Genomic DNA, 26,522 nt, shown 5'->3' with positions numbered 1-26,522 from the left:
CCGTGACCATTGGTATCCTGCCGCTCGGCCGTGCGACCTTCGACGTCGAATTCGCCAACCGGAAGCTGGCGGCCATGCTGGCGCGCCTCGACGCGACGGGGCGCGCCTTTGCCGGACCGCGCGAACTGCTGTTCGACGCCGGGCAGGCCCGGGCTGCCATCGCGGAGCTTCGCGCGGCCGGGATCTCCAGCCTGCTGGTCCTGCAGGTGACATTCACCGATGCCGCGATGACCGCAGAAGCCGCGCGCGACCTGGACATGCCGCTCGCCATCTGGGCCGTGCCTGAACCACGGCTGGGCGGGCGGCTTCGCCTGAACGCCTTCTGCGGGCTGAACCTTGCCAGCCATGCGCTGGGCCTGAACGGGCGCGCCTTCGGCTGGCTCTACGCCGACCCGGATACCGTGGCTGAGGAGGATATCGCCGCCCTGCTCGATGGCGGACGCCAGTCCGGCCACCTCACCGGCGTCGTGGCCGAGGCGCCGGCAGAACCGGGCCGGACCATCGCCGCGGCCATGCGTGGCCGCAGGATCGGGCGCATCGGGCAGCACCCGGACGGGTTCGACACCTGCGCCTATGCCCCGGGCAAGCTCGCCGCGCTGGCCGGAGTGACCGTGGACGAGATCGCCCTGGAGCATCTCTTCGATACCGCACGCGCGGTGCCTGCCGCCGGGGTCAGCGCCATCCGGGCAGTCGCTGAAGGCCAGCTCGACGGTCTCGACGCGGTGGACCAGGCGGAACTGGACCGGTCACTCAGGCTGAAGGCCGCCTTGTCGCAGATGGGCGAGACCGGCGGCTACGAGGCTTTCGCCATCCGTTGCTGGCCGGAGACCTTCACCGAATATGGCGGAGCGGTCTGCGGGCCGGTCTCCATGATGGGCGAGAGCCGCCTGCCCTGTGCATGCGAGGCGGACGTCTACGGCGCACTGACCCAGATGATCCTTCAGGAGACCGCCGGAGCGCCGGTCTTCCTCACCGATCTCGTCGATGTCGACACCGCCGACGACAGCGCCGTCGTCTGGCATTGCGGACAGGCGCCCATCTCCATGCTGGCCGCGGGCGCGCGCGCCGAGGCAACGAACCACACCAACAGGAAGATGCCGCTGCTCTTCCAGTTCGCGCTCAAGCCGGGCCGGGTGACGCTGGCGCGGGTCTCGCAGGCCTTCGGACGCACGCAGATGATCCTGGCGGGCGCGCAAATGCTCGACCGCCCGATGGCATTCACCGGCACGTCGGGCACGCTGCGTTTCGACAGCGGCGCGCAGGCCGCGCTCGACGCGATCATCGCGTCGGGCCTGGAACACCACATGGCGCTGGCCTATGGCGACCATCGCGCGGCACTGCGAAGTGTGGCGGCGGCCTTGTCCATCCCGGTCCTGGAGATCTGACCATGGTTCGTTACGGTTTCATCGGCGCGGGCATGATGGGCCAGGAGCACTTGCGCAACCTGGCGCTTCTCGACGGTGTCACGGTCACGGGCATCGCCGACCCGGATGCCGGAATGCGGGCGGTCTCGCTCGCCACCCAGGGCGGCACGGCCCGCGTCTTCCAGGACTATCGCGACCTCATCGCCGCCGACATCTGCGACGCCTATGTGATTTGCTCGCCCAATGACGCCCATCATGCCGCACTGCTGGACGTGCTGCCGGCCAACAAGCCGGTGCTCTGCGAAAAGCCGATGTGCACGACGGTCGAACATTGCCGGGACATCGTCAGCCGCCAGTCCGGGCGAAGCGCGCCACTCTGGGTCGCGATGGAATACCGCTACATGCCACCCATGCAGCGGCTGCTGGCCGAAGTCGAGGCGGGGACGGCAGGCCAGCCGGTGATGATGGCCATCCGCGAACACCGCTTCCCCTTCCTCGTCAAGGTGGGCGACTGGAACCGCTTCTCCAGCCGGACGGGCGGAACACTGGTGGAGAAGTGCTGCCATTTCTGGGACCTGATGCGGCTCGTGCTGAAGAGCGATCCCGTGCGGGTCTATGCCTCCGGTGCCATGGACGTGAACCACCGCGACGAACGCTACGCCGGTGAGGTCCCGGACATCATCGACAACGCGTTCGTCGTGGTCGATTTCGAGAACGGGACACGTGGAATGCTCGATCTGTGCATGTTCGCGGAAGGGTCCTGGTGGCAGGAGGTCGTCTCGGTGACCGGGCCGAGGGCGCGCATCGACGCCTGCGTGCCCGGCCCTGCCCGTTTCGCGCCGGATGGCCGGGAGCGCCGGTCGCGCATCGTTGTGTCGGACCGCGCCAGCAAGGTGGAAACGGTTGAGGACATCGAGGTCGACGAAACCATCCTTGGCGCCGGCGACCACCACGGCTCGACCTTCTACCAGCACCAGCGCTTTCTGGACCTTGTCAGGACGGGACGCGGAGAGCCCGAGGTGACGGCGCAGGACGGACTTTGGTCCGTTCTCGTCGGCGTGGCGGCCGAACAGTCGGCGCGCACAGGACAAGCCATCGACCTGCGGAGTTTTCATCCATGACGGACATTTCCGCATTCGGCACGCTGCCTGACGGCAGCGCGGTGGACGTGGTCCGCATCGAAGGAGGCGGACTGGCGGCCGCCGTCCTTACCTATGGTGCCGTGTTGCAGGATCTCCGGCTTGCCGGCCACAAGCCGCCGCTGGTGCTCGGCTTTGACACGCTGGACTCCTACCTGGCCCATTCGCGCTTCTTCGGCGCCACCGCCGGGCGCTGTGCCAACCGTATCCGGGACGGGCGCTTCACGCTCGACGGTCGGGATTACCAGCTCGACCGGAATTTCCTCGGCAAGCATCATCTGCATGGCGGCAGCGCCAGTATCGGCAAGCGGATCTGGACGCTGGAGGATGCCGCGGCGGACAGCGTCACATTGTCGATCACCCTGGCCGATGGCGAGATGGGCTATCCCGGCGCCATGGTCATCCGGCAGGCCATTTCCCTGCAGGCCGGCGGCGTGCTCGACATCGAACTGGAAGCGCATAGCGACGCGCCCACGCTGTGCAACCTGGCCCATCACAGCTATTTCAACCTTGATGGCACTGACAAGGTGCTGGACCACGACCTGCAGGTATTGGCGGATCATTATCTGCCCGTCGATGGCGAACTGATCCCGACCGGCGAGATCGCCCCGGTGGACGGTCTTGTCTTCGACCTTCGCCGCCCGCGGCGCCTGCGCGGGGTCTGCGACGCCGCGGCCATCGATCACAATTTCTGCCTGGCAAACCGGCGCCGGGAAATCACGCATGTGGCAACGCTCAGCGCTCCGCTCTCCGGCGTCTCCATGGACATTCGCACGACCGAACCCGGTCTGCAGGTCTATGACGGCGGCCCACTCGACGTGCCGGTGCCCGGGCTCGACGGGCGCCGCATGGGCGCCCATGCCGGCATGGCGCTGGAGCCGCAGGTCTGGCCCGATGCAATCAACCATCCTGCCTTCCCGCAGGCCGTGCTGCGTCCGGGGGAAAGCTATCGCCAGCATACGCAATTCGTTTTCCGCATGGGGCACGGGGCATGATCCTGATCACCGAATTCATGGACGAGGCGGCGGTGGCAGCATTGCGGGCGCGTCACGAGACGGTCTACGACCCGGGCCTTGCCGACCGGCAGGACGAAATTCCCGGGAAGATGGCCGGCGTGGGGGCCCTCATCGTGCGCAACCGGACACAGGTGAGCGATGCGCTGCTGGCGGCCGCGCCGGACCTTGCCTGCGTCGGGCGGCTGGGCGTCGGGCTCGACAACATCGACGTGCCGGCCTGCGAGCGCCGTAACGTCGCGGTCTATCCGGCAACCGGCGCCAACAACCTGAGCGTGGCCGAGTATGTGATCACCGCCGCCCTGGCATTGCTACGCCGTGCCTGGTTCTCCAATGCCGCGATGCTGGCGGGACAATGGCCGCGCCAGGCCTGCGCGGGCCGCGAACTGGCCGGCAAGACGCTCGGTCTCGTCGGCTATGGCGCCATTGCCCGCGACACCGCCCGCCTTGCCCGGTCCCTCGGCATGGCGATTGTCGCCCATGACCCCTTCGTTCCAGCCAACGATCCCGGTCTCGACAGCACCCGGCTTCTGCCGCTGGACGAGCTGCTGGCGCTGAGCGATGTCGTCAGCCTGCATGTTCCGCTCACCGGCGAGACACGCCACCTGATCGACGCCGCAGCACTGGAGCGGATGCGCAACGACGCAATCCTGGTCAATGCCGCGCGCGGCGGCGTGGTGGACGAGACGGCGCTGACCCAGGCCCTTGGGGACGGCCGGATCGGCGGGGCCGCCCTTGACGTCTTCGAGACCGAGCCACTGACCCGCGAGGCGGCGGAAAAATTCGCCGGCCTTGCGAACCTGGTGTTGACCCCGCACATCGCGGGCGTGACGGAAGAATCGAACGTCCGGGTGTCCTCGATGATCGCGGACCGGATACTGGCGCATCTGGAGGGCCGACGATAGGGCCGGATCAGAACCGGTGGAAATGGTGCCCCTGGCCGGGATCGAACCAGCACTCCTTGCGGAACTCGATTTTGAGTCGAGCGCGTCTACCAATTCCGCCACAGGGGCCAGCGGCGCGGGCCTTCGCCTTGCCGCGACGATGCCGGACTATACGGTCCGGGCGGGTCACGTCAATCACATTCAAACCATGACGCGCCATGCAGCCTTGCCAGCATGGCGCCGCACGCTTACACCGTCAAAAGTCGCCGGCATGGGTCCGGTCCCGAACTGCCAAGGTTGATCCCGCATGCTGCGCCGACTCTATGACTGGACCCTGTCGCTGGCCGGAACCCGCCATGCCGAAAAGGCACTTGCCGGCATCTCTTTCGCCGAAAGCTCCTTCTTCCCCATCCCGCCGGATGTGCTGCTCATCCCCATGGTGCTGGCCAACCGGGCCAACTGGATCCGGATCGCCACGCTGTGCACGCTGTCATCGGTCGCCGGCGCATTCCTCGGCTATGCCATCGGCATGTTTCTCTACGAGACCGTCGGGGAGCCGATCCTCGCCTTCTACGGCAAGGCGGATGCCTTCGAGCAGATCAGCGCCTGGTACAACACCTGGGGTGGCTGGGGCGTGCTCTTTGCCGCCGTGACCCCCTTCCCGTACAAGGTGCTGACCATCTTCTCGGGCGCCACCGGGCTCAACTTCCTCGTTTTCACCGTGGTTTCGATCATCGGGCGCGCCGCGCGCTTCTTCCTCGTCGCCTGGCTGCTCTACCGCTGGGGCGAACCGATCCGCATCTTCATCGAGAAGTATCTCAATCTTCTTTTCACCGTTTTCATGGTGTTGCTGATCGGCGGCTTCGTCGCCATCCGCTACGTTTTCTGACAGGAACGAAACACGCATGAACGCCGCTGCCACCCGCACAGCCACCTGGACCGCGCTTCTGCTCGCCGTCGCCATGGCCGGAACCGTCCTCATCGCCCTCGGTTTCGAGCATATCGGCGGCTACATTCCCTGCGCGCTGTGCCTTGAACAGCGCACCCCTTATTACCTTGGCGCGCCGCTCATGCTGGCCACCTTCCTGCTAGCCTGGTTCGGCGCCAGCCAGAAGCTTGTGCGCCTGCTTCTGGCGACAGGCGGCGCGCTCATGGTCTACGGCCTTGTCCTGGGCGTCTACCATGCGGGCGTGGAATGGCACTGGTGGCAGGGGCCTGCCGATTGCACGTCCGCCGCGCCGGTTCTCTCCGGTTCGGTCGAGGACCTCCTGAAGGGCGCGACCACGCAGCGTCCGCCTTCCTGCGACGAAGCCACGTGGCGGCTCTTCGGCCTGTCCTTTGCCGGATGGAACGTGGTTGCGAGCGCCTTCCTCGCGGCGGTCGCCTTTCGCGGCGCCTTTGCCAGAACCTGAATGTGAGCCGGAGCGTCAGGGCTCCAGTTCGACATCCCAGTAGAGATAGTCCATCCAGCTTTCGTGCAGGAAGTTGGGCGGAAACGCGCGGCCATTGTTGTGCAGGTCGTGCACCGTTGGCCGGAACGGCTTCTGGCGCGGCCACATCTTCGCCTGCTCAGGCATCATCCCGCCCTTTTTCAGGTTGCACGGCGAACAGGCAGCGACGATGTTTTCCCAGTTGGTGGTTCCGCCGCAACGCCTCGGCACCAAGTGATCGAAGGTCAGGTCCTCCTCCGACCCGCAATACTGGCACCGGAACTTGTCGCGAAGGAAGACATTGAACCGCGTGAACGCCGGATGGCGCGCCGGCCGGACATAGGTCTTGAGCGAAACGACGCTGGGCACGCGCATGCGGAAACTGGGCGACGTGACCTCGTGCTCGTATTCCGCGACGATGTTCACCCGGTCGAGGAAAACGGCCTTGATCGCGTCCTGCCACGACCAAAGGGACAGCGGATAATAGCTCAATGGACGGTAGTCCGCATTCAGTACGAGTGCGGGCAAGCCGTCCGGATTGACGTGCACCGTCACGCCATGACCCCCTATGTTTCAGGTCTGTCGCGGGGATACTGTAAGCTGGACATGACAGCGTTGTGAAGCGGCTATTTCGTCTCTCCCCGGTTAAGGCCGGACTGATTTCATTGCCTTTTTGGCTTCACACGGCCGGCGGGGCACCGTCGCGCCCCCGGATCGCGGCATAATGCGCCCAGAACAGGCGGGCGGCCACGCCGCGCCAGGGCGCCCATGATTCGGCAAGCGCGGCCAGCGCCTTCTCACCCGGCCGCGCGTCGAGCCCGAGCCCCTCGTGAACGGAGGCCTGCAGCGCCACGTCGCGGGCGGGAAAGATGTCCGGATGACCGCCGGAAAACAGGAGATAGACCTCCGCCGTCCAAGGACCGACGCCGCGAATTGCGGTCAGCCGGCCGATGGCCTCGCCGGCCGGCAGGGCGCAAAGCCGGCCAAGGCCGAGACCTGCCTTCTCGGCCTCGGCGATGGCCACGAGCGTCGCCTGCTTGGGCCGCGACAGGCCCGCGGCCCTGAACACCTGCTCGTCCGCCCGCAGCACCGCATCCGGCGTCAACGGATCGAGCAGTCCGGCAAGCCGGCCAAAGATGGCGTCGGCACTCGCCTTGGAGACCTGCTGCGCCACGATGATGGAGGCAAGCGAGGCGAAGCCGGGAGGGGAACGCCGCAACGGCACGGCACCGGCGCGCGCGATCACGGGCTTGAGCCGCCTGTCCTGCCGGGCAAGGGCGTCCAGTCCCTCGGCTATGTCGTCCAGGCTTTCGATCGGGCGCATGGGACGATCTTGCCACCGCGGGCCGCCCACGGCTAGTGTCCGCCGCCAGATCAAGGTCCGCGCCGATCCCCCAGATGACCAGACCCGTGTTCCGATTCGCACCAAGTCCCAACGGGGCCCTGCACCTGGGCCACGCCTATTCGGCCTGCCTCAACCAGGACATGGCGCGCGCTGCCGGAGGGCGGTTCCTGATCCGCATGGAGGATATCGATACCGCCCGGTGCCCGCCGGCGCTCGAAGCCGCCATGCTGGAGGATCTCGCCTGGCTCGGCCTCGACTGGGAGGAGCCGGTGCGCCGCCAGTCGGCCCATTTCGACGATTACGCCGCCGCGCTCGATGCCCTGGCCGGCCAGGGCCTCGTCTACCCGGCCTTCATGAGCCGCGGCGAAATCCGCGCGGCGATCGCCGAGGCCGAAGCCGCCGGCATCCACTGGCCGCGCGATCCCGACGGCGCGCCGCTCTATCCGGGAACCGAGCGAACCCTGCCGGACAGCCAGCGCAAGGCGCGCATGGCGTCGGGCGAACCCTTCGCCTGGCGTCTCGACATGGAAGCGGCGCTGGACTTTGCAGGCCATGTCGCGGGCTGGGAGGAAACCGGCGCGGGCCCCGGCGGCGAGACCGGCCATGTCGCGGCCGAACCGGAGCGCTGGGGCGACGTGATCCTGGCCCGGAAGGAAACGCCGGCCAGCTACCACCTGTCCGTCACGGTCGACGATGCGATCCAGGGCGTCACGCACGTTGTGCGCGGCCGCGACCTTTTCCATGCCACGTCTCTTCACCGGCTGTTGCAGGACCTGCTCGGCCTGCCCGCGCCCGTCTATCACCACCACCGCCTCGTCCTCGACGCCGACGGCAGGAAACTGTCAAAGAGCCGCGGCGATACGGCGCTCGCGGCGCTCAGGCACGCGGGCGCCACGCCTGCCGACATCCGCAGGATGGTCGGGCTTTGATTCGCTCAATCGGCGCGGTAGAAGATACCCTTGGCGATGGCCGCCAGGCTGATCAGCGCGAAACCGCCGCCCAGTCCCGCCGCGACGGCAAGCTGGATGTTGCGGAAAGGGATGCCGTACCAGTTGCACAGGTAGATGGTGCCGAAGAACCCGGCCACCAGCACGACCATGTTGCCGGCAGGGCCGAACCCGTCGCTGCGCATGATCCTGTCCAGCGCATAGCCGAACAGGTAGCTCAGCATCGTCACGACGATGAAGCCCATCACCAGCCAGAAAGGATCGATTCTCCAGATCATGACACGCATCCTCGAGGTCTCGCCCGCGCATCACGCAAGCGCAATCGTAGCGTAACCTCGATTTCTTTCGCTTTGCTTAAATCGGCCGCCGGTATATGCGGGGTGCCCATGTCCAGCAAAAGCCATCAGCCGTCCAGACACCGCCCATGAACCCGGCCCGCATCGCTCCTCCACTGTTTGTCGGCCTCTGGGCCACCGGCTTCATCGGCGCGCGCTACGCCATGCCCTATGCCGAGCCGTTCACATTCCTCGGCGTGCGCTTCGTCATCTCGGCCGCCCTCATCGCGGCCCTCGTCGCCTGGTTCGCCGGACCGCGCATCAAGCCCGCCCACATGGTCCATTCGATGATCGCTGGCGTGCTCATGCACGGGGTCTATCTCGGCGGCGTGTTCTGGGCCATCCGTCATGGAATGCCCGCCGGCCTTTCGGCGCTCATCATCGGGCTTCAACCGCTCATCACGGCCTTCATGGCTGTGCCTGCGCTCGGCGAACGGGTGACTGCCCGTCACTGGACTGGACTGATCGTCGGCTTCGCCGGCGTCGTCATCGTCCTGTGGCCGAAGATCGGCGTCGTCGGCGCCGGGGTGACGGTCGCCACACTCACCGCGTCCATCATCTCCGTGCTCGGCATGAGCGCCGGCACGATCTGGCAGAAGCGTTTCGTGCAGGGGGCCAACCTCATGCGCGGCACCTTCTGGCAATATCTCGGCGGCGTTGTCGCGGCCGTCCCGATGATCCTCTTCTTCGAACAGGGACAACTGGAAATCAACGGCAGCACCATTTTCGCCATGACCTGGCTGGTTTTCGTCCTGTCGATCGGCGCGATCATGCTGCTGATGTATCTGATCCGCGAAGGCGCGATCTCGAAGGTCGCCTCGCTCTTCTACCTTGTCCCGGCCTGCACGGCGGTCTTCGCCTGGATCCTGTTCGGCGAGGAACTGCTGCCCATCCAGATCTTCGGCATGGCCGTGACGAGTTTCGGCGTGGCCCTTGCGACTAAGGCGGGTCCGAAACCTGCTGCCGCAGGGACCGGTAGCGCATGATGGCGGCATTGAGTTCGGCGCCGATGATGAAGATCGCCGCGATCATGTAAAGGAAGACCAGCGCGATGATGATCGACGCCAGGCCGGCATAGGTCGAGGCATAGTTGGCGAAACTGTTGAGATAGGCCGCGAAGCCCGACGATCCGACGATCCAGAACAGGAGCGTCAGCACCACGCCCGGCAGGATGTCGCGGATCGTCCGCCGCCCGCAAGGCAGCCATTTGTGGGCCGAAACCAGCCCGACCGTCAGCACGATGGCGGCAACGCCAAGGCGCAGCGCGTCGAAGCTGCCATACCATTCGGAAAATGCCGGAAAGCGCAAGGTGATCTGCCGCACGATCACCGGAAGCGCCAGGAGGAGGAGGCTGACGATCACGAGCACCACTGTGGCCAGCACGACGAAGCCGAGGCTCTGCGCCCTGAGCATGATGACCGACCGCCCTTCGACCTGCCGGTAGGCGCGGTTGAGCGAGGTCCGCAGCGCCTCCACGCCGTTGGATGCGAAGAACAGGGCGAGCACGGCGCCGATGGTCAGCAGGTCGCCGCGCTGGGTCGTCAGCACGTTGTTGACCTCGCGCGCCAGCGGTTCGGCGATGGTGTCGGGCCAAGTGTCGAAGATGAGGTGGACCGCCGAGTCCGCGAAGGCGTCGGCGCCCAGGAAGACCGCCAGCGTCGTGGCGAAGATCAGGAATGGAAACAGCGCCATCAGCGTGGACAGCGCAACATGGCTGGCCATCGCCCAGCCGTCGTCCCGGGAAAAATGCCCGAGCGCGTCTGCGACGATCCGCCTGGCCGCGATGTAACTGCGCATTCGCCCGTCCTTCCGGTTGCGTCCCGTTTTTCTATATGGGAAATGCGGTCGATACAGAAAGGGCGTTGCCGCATGACCCCTCCCCGCACCATCATCGTCACCGGCGCCTCGTCGGGCATTGGCGCATATTGCGCCCGCGCGCTCAAGGCGGAAGGCTGGCGCGTCTTCGCCACCGCGCGCAAGCCGGACGATCTGGCCGGCCTCGAGGCGGACGGTATCGAGGCCCTTTACCTCGACTATTGCGATGCCCGGTCCATCGCATCCCTGGTGGAGGATGTCCTCGCACGCTCCGGCGGAGGGCTCGATGCCCTGTTCAACAACGGCGCCTATGCCCAGGCCGGCGCGGTGGAGGACCTGCCGGTGGAAGCCCTGCGCGCCCAGTTCGAGGCCAATGTCTTCGGCTGGCACGACCTGACCCGGCGCATCGTGCCTGTCATGCGGGCCCAGGGTCATGGCCGCATCGTCAATTGCTCCTCCATCCTCGGCCTCGTTCCGGTGAAATACCGTGGTGCCTACGCGGCCTCGAAACACGCGCTCGAAGGCCTGACGCTGTGCCTGCGCGCCGAACTGGCCGGATCGGGCATCAAGGTCTCGCTGATCGAACCGGGACCGGTCGTCTCGAAGATCGCGGCGAACGGCCTGCCCTGGTTCCTGCGATACATCGACATCGCGAATTCGCCGCACCGCGAGGCCTATCAGGCACAACTGGCCCGCATGGAGGCCGGTGGATCGGTGTCGCGCTGGAAGCCGGGGCCGGAAGCGGTTCACCGCGTTCTTCGCCACGCCCTCGATAGCCCCCGGCCAAAACCGCACTATGTGATGACCCTGCCGGCCCGGGCCGGCGTGCTCATCAAGCGTTTTCTTCCACCGGCGCTTGCCTACCGGATCACTGCCGGGCAAGGATGACGCGATTTTTGAAGGACAAGCGGACCGGCTTCCGGTCCATCGGGAAAGCAGGAAATGGATACCGTTTTCAAGTTTCTGGCGATGATCGCCATGGCCGCGGTGGCCTTCGTCCTCGTCAGGGGACTGTTCAACATGATGCGGGCGGGCGACGCGAACACCTCCAACAAGCTCATGCAGGCGCGCGTCTTCCTGCAGTTCATCGCCATCCTGTTCATCGTGGGCGCACTCTATTTCGCCCGGCCGGGCTGACAAGCGGCAAGCAAGCGAGGGGGATATCATGGTCAGGCTGAACAGGATCTACACGCGCACCGGCGACGACGGCACCACGGCGCTCGCCGCCGGGGGCCGCCGCATGAAATTCGACCTGCGCGTCGATGCCTACGGCACGGTGGACGAGGCCAATGCCTGCATCGGCATGGCGCGGCTTCACACGGGCGAAACCCATGCCGGGCTCGATGCCATGCTGTCGCGCATCCAGAACGACATGTTCGACCTGGGCGCCGACCTTGCCACGCCCGACACGGGCGAGGATCTGGGCTACGAGCCCCTGCGCATCGTCCATTCCCAGGTGGAACGCGTGGAGAAGGATATCGACACGCTGAATGCCGGTCTCCAGCCACTCAAGTCCTTCGTCCTTCCGGGCGGAACACCAGCCGCCGCGGCACTCCACCTGGCCCGCACGACCGCCCGGCGCGCCGAGCGCCTGATCGTCGAACTGGCGGAGAAGCCGGGTGAACACGTCAATCCGGAAACGATCCGCTACATGAACCGCGTCTCCGATTTCCTGTTCGTGGCGGCGCGCGTGGTCAATGGAAACGGGGCGGGCGACGTGCTATGGGTTCCGGGGGCGAACCGCTGAACGAGCGGACAGGGGACGGCGGATATTCATGTTCATTCCGTTGCATGACGCCAACAGCCTGCGCCACATCAGGGCGCAGTTCGTCACCATCGCGATCATCGCAATCAACGTCGTGGTGTTCCTGCTGACCGGCTTCAACGGGCAGCAGGCGCTCATCGCCGATGCGCTCGGCTATGGCTACGTCCCGTCCGTGGTCCACGACATCAACGAACTGACGCCGGAACTGGTGCGGGTTCCCGAGGAACTGACCTACATCACCTACGCCTTCATGCATGGCGACCTGATGCACCTTGGCGGCAACATGCTCTTCCTCTGGGTCTTCGGCGACAATGTCGAGGATGCGCTCGGTCACGTCAAATACCTGCTCTTCTACCTTCTGTGCGCCGCCGCCGGGGCATGGCTGCACGGCTTCATCGACCCGGCATCCGAAACCCCGCTCATCGGCGCGTCGGGCGCTGTCGCGGGAATTGTCGCGGCCTATCTGCTGCTGCACCCGCGCGTGAAGGTCTGGGTCCTGGCACTGGGCCGCATCCCCTTGCGCATTCCGGCCTTCATCCCGCTCCTGCTTTGGATCGGCCTGCAACTGGTCATGTTCCTGACATCCGGCGAGGACGAGGTTTCATGGGCCGCCCATCTCGGCGGGATCGTCGCGGGCGGGCTGCTTGTGCTGGTCCTGCGCCGGCGCGGCGTTCCCTTGTTCGACCGGGCGATCGTCACGCCGCGCGCCGCCGTGACGGAACCGCCGCCCCTTCCCGTCAGGAAGGCCGAACCGCGGACAGCAAGCCGCCGCTGGGGGCGCAACTGATCCCCGCACAGCAGTTTTGCGCCGCACACAATTGACGCCAACATTCGACACAAGTTACATACCGCGCGGTATGTCCTGGCCGGCGGCCGATGCCGCCGGAAGGAAAGCGTCGAAACGGGACGCAAAAATTGCGCTGCGGGGCTAGCCTGCGCCAGTTCAGGCGCTTAGTTTCCGCCGACAAAATCCAACACTAGAGAGGACACGTGCATGAAAGTCCTGGTACCGGTCAAGCGGGTTGTCGACTACAACGTGAAGATCCGCGTCAAGGCTGACGGCTCGGGCGTCGAGCTGGCCAATGTGAAGATGTCGATGAACCCCTTCGACGAAATCGCCGTGGAAGAAGCCATCCGCCTGAAGGAAGCCGGCGTCGCGAGCGAGATCGTTGCGGTCTCCATCGGTGAGCAGAAGTGCCAGGAAACCATCCGCACGGCGCTCGCCATGGGTGCCGACCGCGGCATCCTCGTCAAGACCGACGACCTCGTGGAGCCGCTCGCCGTCGCCAAGATCCTCAAGGGCGTCGTGGACGAGGAAAAGCCGGAACTGGTGATCCTCGGCAAGCAGGCCATCGACGACGACGCCAACCAGACCGGCCAGATGCTGGCCGCGCTGCTCGGCTGGTCGCAGGGCACCTTCGCTTCGGAAGTGAAGATCGAGGGCGGCAAGGCGACCGTCACCCGCGAGGTCGACGGCGGCCTGCAGACGGTCGAGCTCAAGATGCCGGCCATCGTCACCACGGATCTTCGCCTCAACGAGCCGCGCTATGCCTCGCTGCCCAACATCATGAAGGCCAAGAAGAAGCCGCTCGACGAGAAGGCGCCGTCCGATTATGGCGTCGACACCGCGCCGCGCCTCAAGGTGCTCAAGACCGCCGAGCCGGAAGGCCGCAAGGCGGGCGTCAAGGTGGGCTCTGTCGCCGAACTCGTCGACAAGCTGAAGAACGAAGCGGGCGTCCTGTAAGGACCGGTAGGAAAGGAACAGACACATGGCCATTCTTCTCGTTGCCGATCACGACAACGTTTCCCTGTCCGACCAGAACGCCAAGGCGCTCTCCGCTGCCCTGAAGATGGGCGGCGACGTGGACATCCTCATCGCCGGCAAGGACGCCAAGGCCGCCGCCGACGCAGCCGCGAAGCTGTCGGGCGTGCGCAAGGTGCTGCTCGCCGAATCCGATGCGCTCGCCGAGCGCCTCGCCGAGCCGGCCGCCGCACAGGTCGTCGCGCTCGCCGACGGTTACGACGCGCTCGTCGCCCCGGCCACCACGATGGGCAAGAACGTCATGCCGCGCGTCGCGGCCCTGCTCGACGTGATGCAGATCTCCGAGATCGTCGCGGTGGAAAGCGCCGACACCTTCCAGCGTCCCATCTATGCCGGCAATGCCATCCAGACCGTGCAGTCCACCGACGCCAAGAAGGTGATCACGGTGCGCACCGCCTCCTTCCAGGCCGCCGGCCAGGATGGTTCTGCGTCCGTTGAGTCCATCGAGGCCGTCGCTGATCCGGCACTGTCCAGCTTCGTGGAAAACAAGCTGTCGGAGAGCGACCGCCCGGAACTGACCTCGGCCAAGATCATCATCTCCGGTGGCCGCGCGCTCGGCTCGGAAGAGAAGTTCCAGGAAGTGATCCTGCCGGTGGCCGACAAGCTCGGCGCAGCCGTGGGTGCCTCGCGCGCCGCCGTCGATGCCGGCTATGCGCCGAACGACTGGCAGGTCGGCCAGACCGGCAAGGTCGTCGCGCCGGAACTCTACATCGCCTGCGGCATTTCCGGTGCCATCCAGCACCTGGCAGGCATGAAGGATTCCAAGGTCATCGTCGCCATCAACAAGGATGAGGAGGCGCCGATCTTCCAGGTCGCCGACTACGGCCTCGTGGCCGATCTCTTCGAGGCCCTGCCGGAGCTTGAAAAGGCGCTGTAAGCGGGATGCCTTGAACGCATCGGGCCGGGGCGGCGACGCTGCCCCGGCTTTTTTGTTGCCGGTGTGGCGACAATGCCTGTTCCAACAACCCCGTTCCTGCCTTAATGTGCGCTGCAAAATCGGACCTTCGAAAGGTCGGACAATGGCAAGAGCGACAAACGGGACGGGCACGAAATCATGACCGGTATCAGGACCATCGGTATCATCGGGGCGGGACAGATGGGAGCAGGCATCGCGCATGTCAGCGCCCAGGCGGGCTACGATGTCCTGCTGAATGACATTTCGGAAGACCGCATCGAGAACGGCCTCGCCACGATCAATGGCAACATGGCCCGCCAGGTCGCGTCCGGAAAGATCACCGAAGAGGAGCGCACCACCACGCTTTCGCGCATCAAGCCCGCCCCCAGGCTGGAGGATCTCGCCGCCTGCGACCTCGTCATCGAGGCCGCCACCGAGGACGAGACCATCAAGCGCAAGATCTTCGCCCAGCTTTGCCCGGTCCTCAATCCGGAGGCCCTGCTGGCGACGAATACCTCCTCCATTTCCATCACCCGCCTTGCGGCGCAGACCGACCGGCCCGAGCGGTTCATCGGCATCCACTTCATGAATCCCGTGCCGGTGATGAAGCTGGTGGAAGTGGTGCGCGGCATCGCCACCGACGAGACGACATTCGTCGCGACCCGCGATTTCGTGGACAGGCTCGGCAAGACGATCACTGTGGCCGAGGATTTCCCGGCCTTCATCGTCAACCGCATCCTGCTGCCGATGATCAACGAGGCGATCTACACGCTCTACGAGGGCGTCGGCTCCGTGGAGGCGATCGACACGGCCATGCGGCTGGGCGCCAACCATCCGATGGGTCCGCTGCAACTGGCCGATTTCATCGGTCTCGACACCTGCCTGTCCATCATGCAGGTTCTCTATGACGGCCTGGCCGACAGCAAGTACCGGCCCTGCCCGCTGCTGGTGAAATATGTCGAGGCCGGCTGGCTCGGCCGCAAGACCGGGCGCGGCTTCTACGACTATCGCGGCGAAACCCCGGTCCCGACCCGCTAGGACGAGGCAAAAAATCCCCGTCGCAAGGACTTTGGCACTTTCCCGGCGGCGCCTTCGCCGCTAGGTAGGCCCGTCAACGGATTGGAGCAGACAGGATCGCATCACGCCATTGATCGTGGCGACAGGGACCCGTCACAGGGTCCGCCCCTCGACGGGTCACGATGTGAACGGAACGGGAGACGGCCTGATGGGCAAACCGAACCTGGTCATCATCGGCGCGGGTGGCGTCGGCGACGTCGCGGCCAACAAGGCCGTGCAGTTCCGCAGGGACTTCGGCGATATCTACTGGGCCAGCCGCTCGCTTGAAAAGCTGACGGCCAAGGCCAATGCCGTTCACGCCCGCTGGGCGGCGGCCAACGAGAACCGCCTGATCGAGCCGGTGCGCGTCAATGCCCGGGATGTGCGCGAGACCGCCGCCATGCTGCGCGAGACAGCCGCCGACATCGTCGTCAACGTGGCCTCGCCCTATTGCAATCCCGCCCTCATGGATGCCTGCCTGGAAACCGGTACCCACTACATCGACACCGCTCTCGCCGAGGAGGAGCATGTCGAGAACATCCAGCCCAACTGGTATGCCTACCATGAATGGCCGCGCCGCCCGGCCTTTGCCGAAAAGGGTATCAACGCCCTGCTCGGCATGGGTTTCGATCCGGGCGTGGTGAACATCTTCTGCGCCCATGCCCGCAAGCACCTGCTCGACACGATCGATTCCATCGACATCATCGACGTGAACGGCGGCAGCCACGGACGCTATTTCGCCACCAATTTCGATCCCGACGTGAACCTGCGCGAGATCAAGGAGGACGTCATCACCTGGGACCAGGGCGCATGGCGCACCATGCCGCACCATTCCGAATGGATGGATGTGTCCCTGCCCGAGGTCGGCGCCCACCGCGTCTATTCCATGGGCCATGACGAATTGCAGTCGCTGGCGGTCAATTTCCCCGACACGCCCCGCATCACCTTCTGGATGGGCTTCGGCGAACATTATCTCAAGGTCTTCGAGGTGCTCGACCGGCTTGGCCTGACCTCCTCGATTCCTGTCGAGGTGGACGGCGCGATGGTGGCGCCGAACCGGGTCGTCAAGGCCCTGCTGCCGGATCCGGCCAGCCTGGCGAAGGACTATACCGGCCAGATCTGCATCGGTGTGGACATCCGCGGAAGGAAGGATGGCGAGGACAAGCGCTTCTTCATCTGGTCCACATGCGACCATGCCGAGAATTACCGAGAGGTCGGCGCCCAATCGATTTCCTATTCCACCGGCGTTCCCGTCATCACGGCGGCGCGGCTGCTCGCCAACGGCGCCTGGAATCCGGGCACCATGGTCAACATGGAGGAACTCGACCCGGACCCCTTCCTGGCCCTGATGCCGGAGACAGGCATCGGCTGGCAGGTGGCCGAACTGCCGCTGGATGGCTCCTGGCCCTGGGCGGGCTGACGCCATGCAGCCGGGATATTTCCACATGCTGGAAACCGCCGGCCTGCCAAGCCCGGCCTATGTGATCGACCGCGCCCGCATCGAGCACAATTGCCGCATCCTGCGCCGCATCGCGGATGAGGCGGGCGTGAAGGTTCTTCTGGCGCTGAAGGCCTTTTCCACCTTTGCCGTGGCCGACATCATCGCCAGCTATCTCGACGGCACGGCCGCCAGCGGGCTCCACGAGGCCCGCCTCGGCAAGACCCGGTTCGGCGGCGAGACGCACACCTTCGCGCCCGGCCTCAAATCCGCTGATCTGGACGATATCTGCCGCTTCTCCGATCACTTGGTCTTCAATTCGCTGACGCAATACCGCCGCTTCGCCCCGCTGCTCGAAGGCCGGTCAGGACCGGAACCGGGACTGAGGCTCAACCCGCATCACCGCGAGGTCGCCAACCCGCTCTACGACCCCGCAGGGCCATGGTCGCGGCTGGGCATCGACGCCGCTTCCCTCACGCCGGATGACATGGCACCCTTCGCCGGCATCCATGTGCACGCGCTGTGCGATCACGGCTTCGACGCATTCGCCCGCTATCTCGAAGCCGTCGAAACGCGCTTCGCCCACCTTTTCCCGGCAATCGAGTGGATCAATCTGGGCGGCGGCGTGCTCTTCACCGATGACGGCTTTCCCGTCGATGACGCCATCGCCCTCATTCGCGGCTTTCGCGAACGCACCGGCCTTGCCGTCTACCTGGAACCGGGAACGGCGGTCGCGCTTCATGCCGGCGCCGTGGTGGCGGAGGTTCTGGATGTCGGCGTCACTGGCGCACCCGTCATCGTCACCGACGCCTCGGCCACCTGTCACATGCCCGATGTTCTCGAAGCCCCCTTCACGCCCGAATGCCTCGGCGCAAAGGTCCTGCCGCGCGATCTGGAGCCGCGCGACGTCAACGATCCGAACGTGGCGCGTGTCGGCGGTCCGACCTGCCTGGCGGGCGACACGATCGGCACCTACCGCTTCGACCGGCTGCCGGACGTCGGCGACAGGCTCGTCTTCCTCGATCTGGGCTACTACACCAATGTCAAGGCGAGCACCTTCAACGGCACGCCCCTGCCCGCCCTCGTCATCTGGGACAGCCGCACCGGGGAATCCGAAATGGTCAGGCAGTTCGGCTACGAGGACTTCGAAAGCCGGCTTGGCTGACCCGTGCGGCGCTTTGGCGTCAACTCGCAGGCGTTTCGCGCGCCATGGCCGCATCGATCAGGCGCACCGCATCCTCGCTGTCCCATTCCGCAGGCCCGTTCAGCTTGCCGAGAAGGCAGCCCTGCGGATCGACGAGAACCGTGGCCGGAAGGCCGAGCGCCAGGCTGCGCCGCTTGAACTCGTTGAAGATTCCCATGGAGGGGTCGCGGTAATTGGCGAGCGTGGTCACGCCCACCTCGTCCAGGAACTGCTCAGCCTTGGCATTGTCGCCCGTGTCGATGTTGACCGCGACCACCTGGAATTCGTCGCCGCCAAGCTGCTGCTCCAGCCCGTCGAGCGCCGGCATCTCCTTGCGGCAGGGCGCGCACCACGTCGCCCACAGGTTCACGAGCACGGTCTTGCCCCTGAAGTCGCCGAGGGTCATGGCCTTGCCATCCGGCCCCTGGAAGCCCACGGCGCTCAGGTTCTCCGGGTCGGTGGCGAGGAATGCCGCCACCTCGCCCGTCGCCGCGGCATCGATGGCCGCCTTGCGCGACGGATCGGCGGGGCATTGCGCCGAGGCGACATCCGTCCCGCCATTGCCAGACGGCGCGTTTGTCACGTATACCGCGCCCGCGCCGGCAATCACGGCGGCAACCGCCGCGCCGGCAATCCATTTGAAGGACAGGGACGTCTTTCCGTCAGCCATTCGACAACCACTCCGCAAGTGTGAACAGGGCCATGAGCGACACCAAGACCAGCAACCAGATGTGGGGCGGACGTTTCGCCTCCGGCCCGGCCGCCATCATGGAGGCCATCAATGCCTCGATCGGCTTCGACCGGAAGCTTTACGCCCAGGACATTCGCGGTTCGCTGGCCCATGCCGCCATGCTCGCCGAAACTGGCATAATTTCGGCGGACGACCATGACAAGATCGTTCACGGATTGAACACGATCCTGTCAGAGATCGAGGCCGGCACGTTCGAGTTTTCCACGCGGCTGGAAGACATCCACATGAATGTGGAGGCAAGGCTGGCCGACCTGATCGGCCCGGCCGCCGGCCGGCTGCACACCGCCCGTTCGCGCAACGACCAGGTTGCCACGGACTTCCGCCTCTGGGTCAAGGAGGAATTGCAGCGCATCCATGGCGCGCTGAAGGGCCTGATGGATGTGCTCATCGCCAAGGCCGAGGCTCACGCGGCGACAGTCATGCCGGGCTTCACCCATCTGCAGACCGCACAGCCCGTGACATTCGGCCATCATTGCATGGCCTATGTGGAAATGTTCGCCCGCGACCGCTCACGCGTGGCCGACGCCATCGAGCGTCTCGACGAATGTCCGCTGGGTGCAGCCGCGCTGGCCGGCACCGGCTATCCGATCGACCGCCACATGACCGCGAAGGCGCTCGGTTTCCGCGAGCCCACCCGCAATTCCATGGATACGGTCTCCGACCGCGATTTCGCGCTGGAATTCCTCGCGGTGGCCGCCATCTGCGCCTCGCACCTGTCGCGCATGGCCGAGGAGATCGTCATCTGGTCGACGCCGCAATTCGGCTTCGTGAAGCTGTCCGACAGCTTCTCCACCGGTTCCTCCATCATGCCGCAGAAGAAGAATCCGGACGCCGCCGAACTGATTCGCGCCAAGACCGGCCGCATCAATGGCGACCTGATTGCCCTGCTGACCGTGATGAAAGGCCTTCCGCTGGCCTATTCCAAGGACATGCAGGAAGACAAGGAAGCCGTCTTCGACGCCGCCGAGACGCTGGACCTGATGCTGGCCGCCATGACCGGCATGTTCGACGAGATGGACGTGAATGTCGCGGCGATGAAGAAGGCCGCCGGCGCCGGCATGTCCACCGCCACGGACCTGGCCGACTGGCTGGTGCGTGAGGTCGGCCTGCCCTTCCGCGAAGCCCACCATGTCACCGGCCGTGCCGTCGCCTTGGCGGTGGAGCGCGGCTGTCCGCTGGAAAGACTGCCGCTCAAGGACCTGCAGGCGATCAACCCCGCGATCACGGAAGCCGTCTTCCCCGTTCTCCAGGTTGCCCAGTCGGTGAAAAGCCGCGCCTCCTATGGCGGCACCGCGCCCGCCCAGGTGAAGAAGCAGGTGCGCGACTGGAAAAAGCGTCTCGCCAAGGGGTGAGGCTGTTGCGAACCCGGGTGCAAAAGCCCGCGCGATCGGCTATAGAACGCATCGATCACACGAACGGAACACCGATGAACGCATTCAGGAAACCGCTGACCGCCGCGCTTTGCCTCCTGCTGATCGCCACCATGGCATCGGCCTGCGGACGCCGCTCGACGCTGGAAACACCCTACCAGGCGTCTGTTCGCGAAGCGAAGGAAGCCCGCAGGACCGGCGAGCCGGCAGCCGCTCCGGAAAAACCGGTTGCCGACAAGCCGTTCATTCTCGATTCGCTCATCGAGTGATCCTTCTCCAGGGCCCAGGAATCTTGAACCCGTGAATCACTTCCAATATCGCGACGGCGTGCTGCACGCCGAGGACGTGCCGGTGCCGGACATCGCGCGCGCCGTCGGCACGCCTTTCTACGTCTATTCCACGGCCACGCTGACCCGCCATTACGAGGTTTTTGCCAAGGCGTTCGAGGGTCTCGATGCCATGGTGTGCTACGCCATGAAGGCCAATTCCAACCAGGCCGTGCTGAAGACCCTGGCAGATCTGGGCGCCGGCGCCGACGTGGTTTCCGAAGGCGAACTGCGCCGCGCGCTCGCCGCCGGAATCCCCGCCGGCCGCATCGTCTTTTCAGGCGTCGGCAAGACCGCGCAAGAGATCGATTTCGCGCTTTCGACAGACATCTGCTGCTTCAATGTCGAATCCGAGCCGGAACTGGAGCTGTTGTCGGCGCGCGCCACGGCGCTCGGCCGTGAGGCCCGCGTCTCGCTGCGCATCAACCCGGACGTCGACGCGAAGACACACCGCAAGATTTCCACCGGCAAGGCCGAGAACAAGTTTGGCATTCCCTGGCAGCGCGCCCGCGCGGTCTATGCCGAGGCGGCCACCCTGCCCGGCATCCGCGTCTCCGGTATCGACATGCATATCGGCAGCCAGATCACCGAGTTGCAGCCCTTTGACGACGCCTTCGCCCTTCTGACCGAACTGGTCCAGACGCTGCGCCAGGACGGCCATGAAATCGAGCATGTCGATCTCGGCGGCGGCCTCGGCATCCCCTACAAGGATGACAACAATCCGCCGCCCCTGCCCGAGCATTACGCCGAAGTGGTGCGCAAGCATGTCACGCAGCTTGGCCTGAAGGCCATCTTCGAACCCGGCCGGCTCATAGCGGGCAATGCCGGCATCCTCGTCACGCAGGTCATCTACGTGAAGGAAGGCGACGCCAAGAATTTCGTCATCGTCGATGCCGGCATGAATGACCTCATCCGCCCCACGCTCTACGACGCCCATCACGAGATCTATCCGGTCGAACAGAAGGCGGCCACCGCCTCGCGCATCATCGCCGACATCGTCGGCCCCGTTTGCGAAACAGGCGACTACATGGCGCATGACCGCGAGATGCCGCGTGTCGCATCCGGCGACCTGTTGTCCATCGGCTCCGCCGGCGCCTACGGCGCGGTTCAGGCGTCCACCTACAATTCCCGCCCGCTGGTTCCCGAAGTCCTCGTCAAGGGGGACCGCTTCCATGTCATCCGCCCGCGCCCGTCCTACGACGCCCTGATCGGACTCGATTCCGTGCCGGACTGGCTCTGACCGCCGGAACGGGAAAAGACGGAACTTCACGTTTGCGTGCAGCGGCCTCGCCTTTGGCACAATTTCCGCTATCCTCATCATGTGAGGACCGGCGGATGGCCCGCCGGCAATGCGGAAGGACGGCATGGAGACCACTGCAGGCCTCTTGGAACGCCTGAAGCGCACACGCAGCATCGTGCGCCTCGTGATGATCGTCGAGCGCCTGTGGCCGCTGGTCCTGCCGCTGGTCATCCTCGCCACGCTGTTTGCCGCTGTCTCCTGGTTCGGCCTGTTCCGGATCGTGCCGGATTGGGCCCGCCTCGCGGTCGCCGGCGTCTTCGCCCTTGGCGGACTGGCGGCTCTCTATCCGCTGTCGCGCATGCGCTGGCCGCGCGCCGGCGAGATCGACCACAGGATCGAGCGGGCCAACGCCCTGCTTCACCGCCCCGTCACCACGCAGACCGACCGGATCGCAGCCGTGAGCCGCGATCCCTTCGCCGAGGCGCTGTGGCGCGAGCACCAGAAGCGCATCGCCGCGGGGCTTGACCGGCTGTCGTCGGGAGCGCCGCGCACCGGGATTCCCGCCCGCGATCCATGGGCCCTGCGCGCCATTCCGGCCCTGCTGCTGGCCGGCGCCTTCGCCTTTTCCTTCGGTCCCGGTGGCGGCACGCTGGTCGACGCCTTTTCGGCCCGCGGCGGCGCGCCCGCGATTCCGCCGCGCGTCGACGCCTGGGTCACGCCGCCGGCCTATACCGGCCGCGCCCCGGTCTTCCTGACCGCAGAGGCCAACCGGGGAGAAACCCGGTTCACCGTTCCGGAAGGCTCGAAAGCCGTCGTTCGCGTCACCGGCGGGTCGGGGGGCGAGGAACTGACCTTCAGGCGTCAGGGCGGGGAGGCTGAGCGGATCATCGAGCCCGAGGGCCCGGCCACGGCCCAGGACACGCCTTCCGCCACCTCGAACACCGGCGCGCGCCAGTTCACGCTGACACTGGAAGACGATGGCGCCCTGCGCCTGTCCACCGGAGAAAGCGCGGTCAATGACTGGGCTTTCACCGTCATTCCCGACCAGCCGCCGCAGGTCGAGCTTTCCGGCGACCCCAAGCGCGAGCCGAACGGCGCCTTCACGCTCGCCTACACGGTCAGCGACGATTACGGCGTCCAGTCCGGCGAAACCCTGTTTGAACTGGCAGGCGAACAGGCTCCGAATGCCCGGCCGCTCTACGAGGCCCCGGAAATGCCGCTCACCCTGCCGCGCGGACGCGAGGGCGAGGGCGAGACGACGACGGTGATGGCGGAGCATCCCTGGGCGGGCGCGCCGGCCCGGATGCGCCTCAAGGTCACCGATGCCGCGGGCCAGGTGGGGATGTCGGAACCGCTTGCCCTGACCATGCCGGAACGCGTCTTCACCAATCCGCTTGCCAGGGCCGTGATCGAGCAGCGCCGGATCCTGGCGCTCGATGCCAACCGCAAGCAGCGGGTCCTCCTGCTTCTCGATTCGGTCACGCTCCGGCCCGAGGACGCCTTCTCCAACATGTCGCATTACCTCGGGCTGATGGCGCTGCGCACCCGCCTCGACCTCGCCGAAAGCGACGATGCCCTGCGCGAAACCGTCGACTACATGTGGGAACTGGCCGTCCAGATCGAGGATGGCGACCTGACCGACGCGGAACGGCGCCTGCGTGATGCCCAGCAGGCACTGCGCGACGCGCTGGAAAACGGCGCCAGCGACGAGGAGATCGAACGCCGCATTGCCGAACTGCGCGAGGCGCTCAACGAATTCCTTCGCGAGTTCGCCGAGCGCGCGCAGCAGGACCCAAACATGGCGCAGCAGATGCCGCAGGACATGCAGCAGCTCAACCAGTCCGATCTCGACCAGATGCTCCAGCAGATGGAAGACCTGGCAAAATCCGGGCAGCGCGAACAGGCCGAACAGCTTCTCTCCCAGCTTGAGAACATGATGCGCAACCTGCAGGCGGGCCGTCAGCAGGAAGGCCAGCAGGGCCAGCAGGGCCAGATGCGCGAGCAGATGAACCGCCTCGGCGAACTCATGCGCCGCCAGCAGGAAATGATGAACGAGACCTTCCGGCTCGACCAGATGCAGCGCGGCGAACAGGGCCAGCAAGGGCAGCAGCGCCAGGGCCAGCAAGGCCAGCGGGGCCAGCAGGGCCAGCGCGGCGAACAGGGCCGCGAGCAGGGGCAACAGGGCCAGGGCGGCCAGCAGCCCGGTCAGGGCCAGGGCGGCATGACGCCGGACGAACTGGCCGAAGCCTTGCGCGGCCTGCAGGAAGGCCAGGGCCGGCTGCGCGGTGAACTGGGCCAGCTCATGGAAGACCTGCGCGGCATGGGCATCGAACCCGGCGAGGGCTTCGGCGAGGCGCAGGACCGGATGGGCCAGGCCGGCCGCGCACTGGGCGAGGCCGACGGTGAACAGGCCGTCGGCCGTCAGGGCGAGGCACTGGAAGCCATGCGCCGCGGCGCGCAGGACATGATGAACCAGATGCAGCAACAGGCCCAGCAGAATGGCCAGGGCGGCAGCGAACCCGGTGGCAACAACCGCGCCGACGACCGCGATCCGCTCGGCCGCCCGCGCGCCACCACCGGCCCGGACTTCGGCAATACCGTGAAGGTGCCGGACGAGATCGACGCGCAGCGTGCCCGCGAAATTCTCGAAGCCATCCGCAAGCGGCTGGGCAACGCCCTGTCACCCCAGCTTGAGAAGGAATACCTGGAAAGGCTGCTCGACCTGCAATGAGACCGTTCGCGCGTTGAACGGCCACGGACGCCTTGGAGCACAAGGCTCGTTCCCGGTCCGCGACCGGATTTGACAGGTGTTGCAGCGGCAGGCGGTCACGCGGCCAGCGCACCCGCGACAGCCGAGCGGATTTCCGACAGCGTGAACGGCTTCGGCACCACGTCGATGATCACCTCGCTCAGGTCCGACGCCCTTTCCCGCTGTTCCGCATAGCCGGTCATCAGCAGGATCTTCAGGCCGGGAAAGTCCCGCGCCGCCGTCTTGGCCATCTCGATCCCGTCCAGCACCGGCATGCGGATATCCGACAGCACCAGGTCGAAGCCTCCCGACTCGTCCGTCAGGATCGAAAGGCCGATCTCGCCATCCTCGGCGGTTTCCACCTCGTGACCGTCGACGCCGAGCGCCCGCGCGGTGAAGGTGCGGACCGAATCGTCGTCTTCGACAAGCAGGATCCTGGCCATTTTTCGCCTCTCAAGCCTCGTCCTTGATGAACCCTACATAGGGCAGTTCACGAAAGGCGTGCCCGGCATCCATGCCATAGCCGACCACGAAATAGTCCGGGCAATCGAACCCGGTGAAGTCGGCGTCGATGTCGTTCGTGCGCCGCATCCGCTTGTCCAGCAGCACGGCGATGGACACCGACCGGGCGCCGCGCGACAGCATGAGGTCGCGGGTATATTTCAGGGTCTTGCCCGATTCCAGGATGTCGTCGATCAGCAGGATGTCGCGACCGGTGACATCGTTGTCGATGTCGCGCAGCACCTTGATCTCGCCGGATGTGCGGCCTGCTCCATAGGAGGAGATCATGATGAACTCCACTTCCGGCGCCACGCCCACGTCGTGCATGGCGCGGATCAGGTCCGCGGCAAAGATGAACGAGCCTTTCAGCACCGAAATGACGAGCAGGTCCTTGAAGTCGCGTTCGGCGATCTCCTTGGCGAGTTCCAGATTGCGCCGCGCGATGGTCGATGCGCTGTAGAGCACCTCGATCTGCTTGCCCCTGACAGTATGCATCATCCGTCCCCTGATCTTGCCAGGCGCACCGACACCCGCTCCACGCCCATCCTAGGCGCGGCCACGCGGCCGGAAAAGAGGTGGCTGCCGCCGGGCGCCAATCCCTGGCGGCTTGTCCCCAGCTTGTATTGCTTCGACGAGCCGTCCAGCGCATGCACCGAAACGAGCAGCGCCGGGAGGTTTGCCGGGCTTGCGCCACGATTTTCGATTCGCGTATCGACGCGGAGCACTGTCTGGCCGTCCTGCGCTTCCATGCGCGAATCCAACGATGCGATGACAAGCGGCCCGTCCGCCCCGCCCGTGAAAAGCGCATGCCCGCCATTGATCCAGAAGGCCGCGCCCGCCACGATGAAACCGGTGACCTTGAGGATGCGTCCTGCCAGCGGCTCGCGCGAACCGATCTCGTCCACCGGCAATGGCGCGCTGCGCAGCACGGTCAGACCGTCGGATCCGGCCTGTGTACCGGCAAGCCCGGCGCGCCGGACGGTTGCCTTGTCCACCCCTGCGGCACTGGCCGGAACGGAATCGTCCGGCGTTTCGTACCGCACGAGTTCGGCATCGTCGCGCAGGCCGCGATCCGAAAGTCTGCCGGCCCCGCCGTGCAGGTCCAGGATTTCGCCTTCCAGCGGCGGATGCATGGTCCCTTGCGGCATCGTCTG

29 protein-coding genes and 1 tRNA gene are annotated in these 26,522 nt (G+C 65.9%); 21 read left to right on the top strand and 9 right to left on the bottom strand.

Annotated features, from left to right (window positions below; all coding sequences use genetic code 11):
* Nucleotides 1-2: 2 nt before the first annotated feature.
* The 4 genes from ACLB6G_RS05385 to ACLB6G_RS05370 are packed head-to-tail and all read left to right on the top strand — an operon-like array spanning nucleotide 3 to nucleotide 4,421.
* Nucleotides 3-1,385, top strand: coding sequence for an L-fucose/L-arabinose isomerase family protein (locus ACLB6G_RS05385; protein ID WP_410355078.1), 1,383 nt, complete (start codon nucleotides 3-5; stop codon nucleotides 1,383-1,385).
* A 2-nt stretch (nucleotides 1,386-1,387) separates the two neighbouring features.
* Nucleotides 1,388-2,485, top strand: a complete 1,098-nt coding sequence (locus ACLB6G_RS05380; protein ID WP_410355077.1) for a Gfo/Idh/MocA family protein — start codon at nucleotides 1,388-1,390, stop codon at nucleotides 2,483-2,485.
* Nucleotides 2,482-3,498: an aldose epimerase family protein gene (locus ACLB6G_RS05375; RefSeq protein ID WP_410355076.1), complete on the top strand. Its 1,017-nt coding sequence runs from the start codon at nucleotides 2,482-2,484 to the stop codon at nucleotides 3,496-3,498. The genes ACLB6G_RS05380 and ACLB6G_RS05375 overlap by 4 nt, the downstream gene beginning before the upstream one ends.
* Nucleotides 3,495-4,421: a hydroxyacid dehydrogenase gene (locus ACLB6G_RS05370; protein WP_410355075.1), complete on the top strand. Its 927-nt coding sequence runs from the start codon at nucleotides 3,495-3,497 to the stop codon at nucleotides 4,419-4,421. The genes ACLB6G_RS05375 and ACLB6G_RS05370 overlap by 4 nt, the downstream gene beginning before the upstream one ends.
* Before the next feature lie 23 nt (nucleotides 4,422-4,444).
* Here ACLB6G_RS05370 and ACLB6G_RS05365 read toward each other — a convergent pair.
* Nucleotides 4,445-4,529: transfer RNA gene (locus tag ACLB6G_RS05365), tRNA-Leu, on the bottom strand.
* A 178-nt stretch (nucleotides 4,530-4,707) separates the two neighbouring features.
* On the opposite strand from ACLB6G_RS05365, the gene ACLB6G_RS05360 reads away from it, so the two are divergent.
* Nucleotides 4,708-5,289 carry a YqaA family protein gene (locus tag ACLB6G_RS05360; RefSeq protein WP_410355074.1) on the top strand — a complete coding sequence of 194 codons (582 nt, stop codon included), beginning with the start codon at nucleotides 4,708-4,710 and terminating at the stop codon, nucleotides 5,287-5,289.
* A 16-nt stretch (nucleotides 5,290-5,305) separates the two neighbouring features.
* Nucleotides 5,306-5,812 (top strand): disulfide bond formation protein B, encoded by a 507-nt coding sequence (locus ACLB6G_RS05355; RefSeq protein WP_410355073.1) that lies wholly within the window; start codon nucleotides 5,306-5,308, stop codon nucleotides 5,810-5,812.
* A 15-nt stretch (nucleotides 5,813-5,827) separates the two neighbouring features.
* On the opposite strand, the gene ACLB6G_RS05350 is transcribed toward ACLB6G_RS05355, so the two are convergent.
* Nucleotides 5,828-6,385, bottom strand: coding sequence for an HNH endonuclease (locus ACLB6G_RS05350; protein ID WP_410355072.1), 558 nt, complete (start codon nucleotides 6,383-6,385; stop codon nucleotides 5,828-5,830).
* A 124-nt stretch (nucleotides 6,386-6,509) separates the two neighbouring features.
* On the bottom strand, nucleotides 6,510-7,154 hold the full coding sequence (locus tag ACLB6G_RS05345) for a DNA-3-methyladenine glycosylase family protein (RefSeq protein WP_410355071.1): 645 nt from the start codon (nucleotides 7,152-7,154) through the stop codon (nucleotides 6,510-6,512).
* A gap of 74 nt (nucleotides 7,155-7,228) precedes the next feature.
* Between ACLB6G_RS05345 and gluQRS the strand changes: the two genes are divergently transcribed.
* Entirely contained in the window at nucleotides 7,229-8,104 is an 876-nt protein-coding gene (gene gluQRS, locus ACLB6G_RS05340) for a tRNA glutamyl-Q(34) synthetase GluQRS (RefSeq protein ID WP_410355070.1), read from the top strand.
* A gap of 5 nt (nucleotides 8,105-8,109) precedes the next feature.
* Here the strand turns inward: gluQRS and ACLB6G_RS05335 are convergent, their stop codons facing one another.
* On the bottom strand, nucleotides 8,110-8,400 hold the full coding sequence (locus ACLB6G_RS05335; RefSeq protein ID WP_410355069.1) for a hypothetical protein: 291 nt from the start codon (nucleotides 8,398-8,400) through the stop codon (nucleotides 8,110-8,112).
* Nucleotides 8,401-8,546: 146 nt separating this feature from the next.
* On the opposite strand from ACLB6G_RS05335, the gene ACLB6G_RS05330 reads away from it, so the two are divergent.
* The gene (locus tag ACLB6G_RS05330) at nucleotides 8,547-9,443 is read left to right on the top strand and encodes a DMT family transporter (protein ID WP_410355068.1); all 897 of its coding nucleotides are present in this window, start codon (nucleotides 8,547-8,549) and stop codon (nucleotides 9,441-9,443) included.
* Here ACLB6G_RS05330 and ACLB6G_RS05325 read toward each other — a convergent pair.
* Nucleotides 9,397-10,254: a YihY/virulence factor BrkB family protein gene (locus tag ACLB6G_RS05325; protein ID WP_410355067.1), complete on the bottom strand. Its 858-nt coding sequence runs from the start codon at nucleotides 10,252-10,254 to the stop codon at nucleotides 9,397-9,399. The two genes, ACLB6G_RS05330 and ACLB6G_RS05325, sit on opposite strands and share 47 nt — an antisense overlap.
* A 72-nt stretch (nucleotides 10,255-10,326) precedes the next feature.
* Between ACLB6G_RS05325 and ACLB6G_RS05320 the strand changes: the two genes are divergently transcribed.
* From ACLB6G_RS05320 to ACLB6G_RS05280, 9 genes are all read left to right on the top strand, one after another.
* Nucleotides 10,327-11,160 (top strand): SDR family oxidoreductase, encoded by an 834-nt coding sequence (locus tag ACLB6G_RS05320; protein ID WP_410355066.1) that lies wholly within the window; start codon nucleotides 10,327-10,329, stop codon nucleotides 11,158-11,160.
* A gap of 54 nt (nucleotides 11,161-11,214) precedes the next feature.
* The gene (locus tag ACLB6G_RS05315) at nucleotides 11,215-11,409 is read left to right on the top strand and encodes a twin transmembrane helix small protein (protein WP_410355065.1); all 195 of its coding nucleotides are present in this window, start codon (nucleotides 11,215-11,217) and stop codon (nucleotides 11,407-11,409) included.
* 28 nt (nucleotides 11,410-11,437) lie between these two features.
* Nucleotides 11,438-12,019 (top strand): cob(I)yrinic acid a,c-diamide adenosyltransferase, encoded by a 582-nt coding sequence (locus ACLB6G_RS05310; RefSeq protein ID WP_410355064.1) that lies wholly within the window; start codon nucleotides 11,438-11,440, stop codon nucleotides 12,017-12,019.
* Between the two features lie 28 nt (nucleotides 12,020-12,047).
* A complete protein-coding gene (locus ACLB6G_RS05305) occupies nucleotides 12,048-12,824 on the top strand; it encodes a rhomboid family intramembrane serine protease (RefSeq protein ID WP_410355063.1) in 777 nt (258 codons plus the stop codon).
* Between the two features lie 207 nt (nucleotides 12,825-13,031).
* A complete protein-coding gene (locus tag ACLB6G_RS05300; protein ID WP_410355062.1) occupies nucleotides 13,032-13,781 on the top strand; it encodes an electron transfer flavoprotein subunit beta/FixA family protein in 750 nt (249 codons plus the stop codon).
* Between the two features lie 25 nt (nucleotides 13,782-13,806).
* On the top strand, nucleotides 13,807-14,736 hold the full coding sequence (locus ACLB6G_RS05295) for an electron transfer flavoprotein subunit alpha/FixB family protein (RefSeq protein ID WP_410355061.1): 930 nt from the start codon (nucleotides 13,807-13,809) through the stop codon (nucleotides 14,734-14,736).
* Between the two features lie 177 nt (nucleotides 14,737-14,913).
* A complete protein-coding gene (locus ACLB6G_RS05290; protein WP_410355060.1) occupies nucleotides 14,914-15,792 on the top strand; it encodes a 3-hydroxybutyryl-CoA dehydrogenase in 879 nt (292 codons plus the stop codon).
* A 187-nt stretch (nucleotides 15,793-15,979) separates the two neighbouring features.
* Nucleotides 15,980-17,230 carry a saccharopine dehydrogenase family protein gene (locus ACLB6G_RS05285; RefSeq protein ID WP_410355059.1) on the top strand — a complete coding sequence of 417 codons (1,251 nt, stop codon included), beginning with the start codon at nucleotides 15,980-15,982 and terminating at the stop codon, nucleotides 17,228-17,230.
* Nucleotides 17,231-17,255: 25 nt separating this feature from the next.
* Nucleotides 17,256-18,413, top strand: coding sequence for a carboxynorspermidine decarboxylase (locus ACLB6G_RS05280; RefSeq protein ID WP_410355058.1), 1,158 nt, complete (start codon nucleotides 17,256-17,258; stop codon nucleotides 18,411-18,413).
* 19 nt (nucleotides 18,414-18,432) lie between these two features.
* Here the strand turns inward: ACLB6G_RS05280 and tlpA are convergent, their stop codons facing one another.
* Nucleotides 18,433-19,101, bottom strand: coding sequence for a thiol:disulfide interchange protein TlpA (tlpA, locus tag ACLB6G_RS05275; RefSeq protein ID WP_410355057.1), 669 nt, complete (start codon nucleotides 19,099-19,101; stop codon nucleotides 18,433-18,435).
* Between the two features lie 32 nt (nucleotides 19,102-19,133).
* Here tlpA and argH point away from each other — a divergent pair, with 32 nt between their 5' ends.
* From argH to ACLB6G_RS05255, 4 genes are all read left to right on the top strand, one after another.
* Nucleotides 19,134-20,534: an argininosuccinate lyase gene (gene argH / locus ACLB6G_RS05270; RefSeq protein WP_410355056.1), complete on the top strand. Its 1,401-nt coding sequence runs from the start codon at nucleotides 19,134-19,136 to the stop codon at nucleotides 20,532-20,534.
* A 74-nt stretch (nucleotides 20,535-20,608) separates the two neighbouring features.
* Nucleotides 20,609-20,821, top strand: a complete 213-nt coding sequence (locus tag ACLB6G_RS05265; RefSeq protein WP_410355055.1) for a hypothetical protein — start codon at nucleotides 20,609-20,611, stop codon at nucleotides 20,819-20,821.
* A 31-nt stretch (nucleotides 20,822-20,852) separates the two neighbouring features.
* Nucleotides 20,853-22,118: a diaminopimelate decarboxylase gene (lysA, locus tag ACLB6G_RS05260; protein WP_410355054.1), complete on the top strand. Its 1,266-nt coding sequence runs from the start codon at nucleotides 20,853-20,855 to the stop codon at nucleotides 22,116-22,118.
* A 124-nt stretch (nucleotides 22,119-22,242) separates the two neighbouring features.
* On the top strand, nucleotides 22,243-24,849 hold the full coding sequence (locus ACLB6G_RS05255) for a TIGR02302 family protein (protein WP_410355053.1): 2,607 nt from the start codon (nucleotides 22,243-22,245) through the stop codon (nucleotides 24,847-24,849).
* A gap of 95 nt (nucleotides 24,850-24,944) precedes the next feature.
* On the opposite strand, the gene ACLB6G_RS05250 is transcribed toward ACLB6G_RS05255, so the two are convergent.
* The 3 genes from ACLB6G_RS05250 to ACLB6G_RS05240 are packed head-to-tail and all read right to left on the bottom strand — an operon-like array spanning nucleotide 24,945 to nucleotide 26,516.
* Entirely contained in the window at nucleotides 24,945-25,310 is a 366-nt protein-coding gene (locus ACLB6G_RS05250) for a response regulator (protein WP_410355052.1), read from the bottom strand.
* 10 nt (nucleotides 25,311-25,320) lie between these two features.
* Nucleotides 25,321-25,863: a hypoxanthine phosphoribosyltransferase gene (gene hpt, locus ACLB6G_RS05245; RefSeq protein ID WP_410355172.1), complete on the bottom strand. Its 543-nt coding sequence runs from the start codon at nucleotides 25,861-25,863 to the stop codon at nucleotides 25,321-25,323.
* Entirely contained in the window at nucleotides 25,863-26,516 is a 654-nt protein-coding gene (locus tag ACLB6G_RS05240; protein ID WP_410355051.1) for a hypothetical protein, read from the bottom strand. Before ACLB6G_RS05240 ends, hpt begins: the two co-directional genes overlap by 1 nt.
* Nucleotides 26,517-26,522: the final 6 nt, after the last annotated feature.

Origin of the sequence: Zhengella sedimenti, from assembly GCF_046506625.1 — a bacterium.
GTDB lineage: Bacteria > Pseudomonadota > Alphaproteobacteria > Rhizobiales > Rhizobiaceae > Zhengella > Zhengella sedimenti.
Note: the sequence above shows the minus strand (reverse complement) of the source record. Positions and strands in the feature narration are given on the sequence as shown.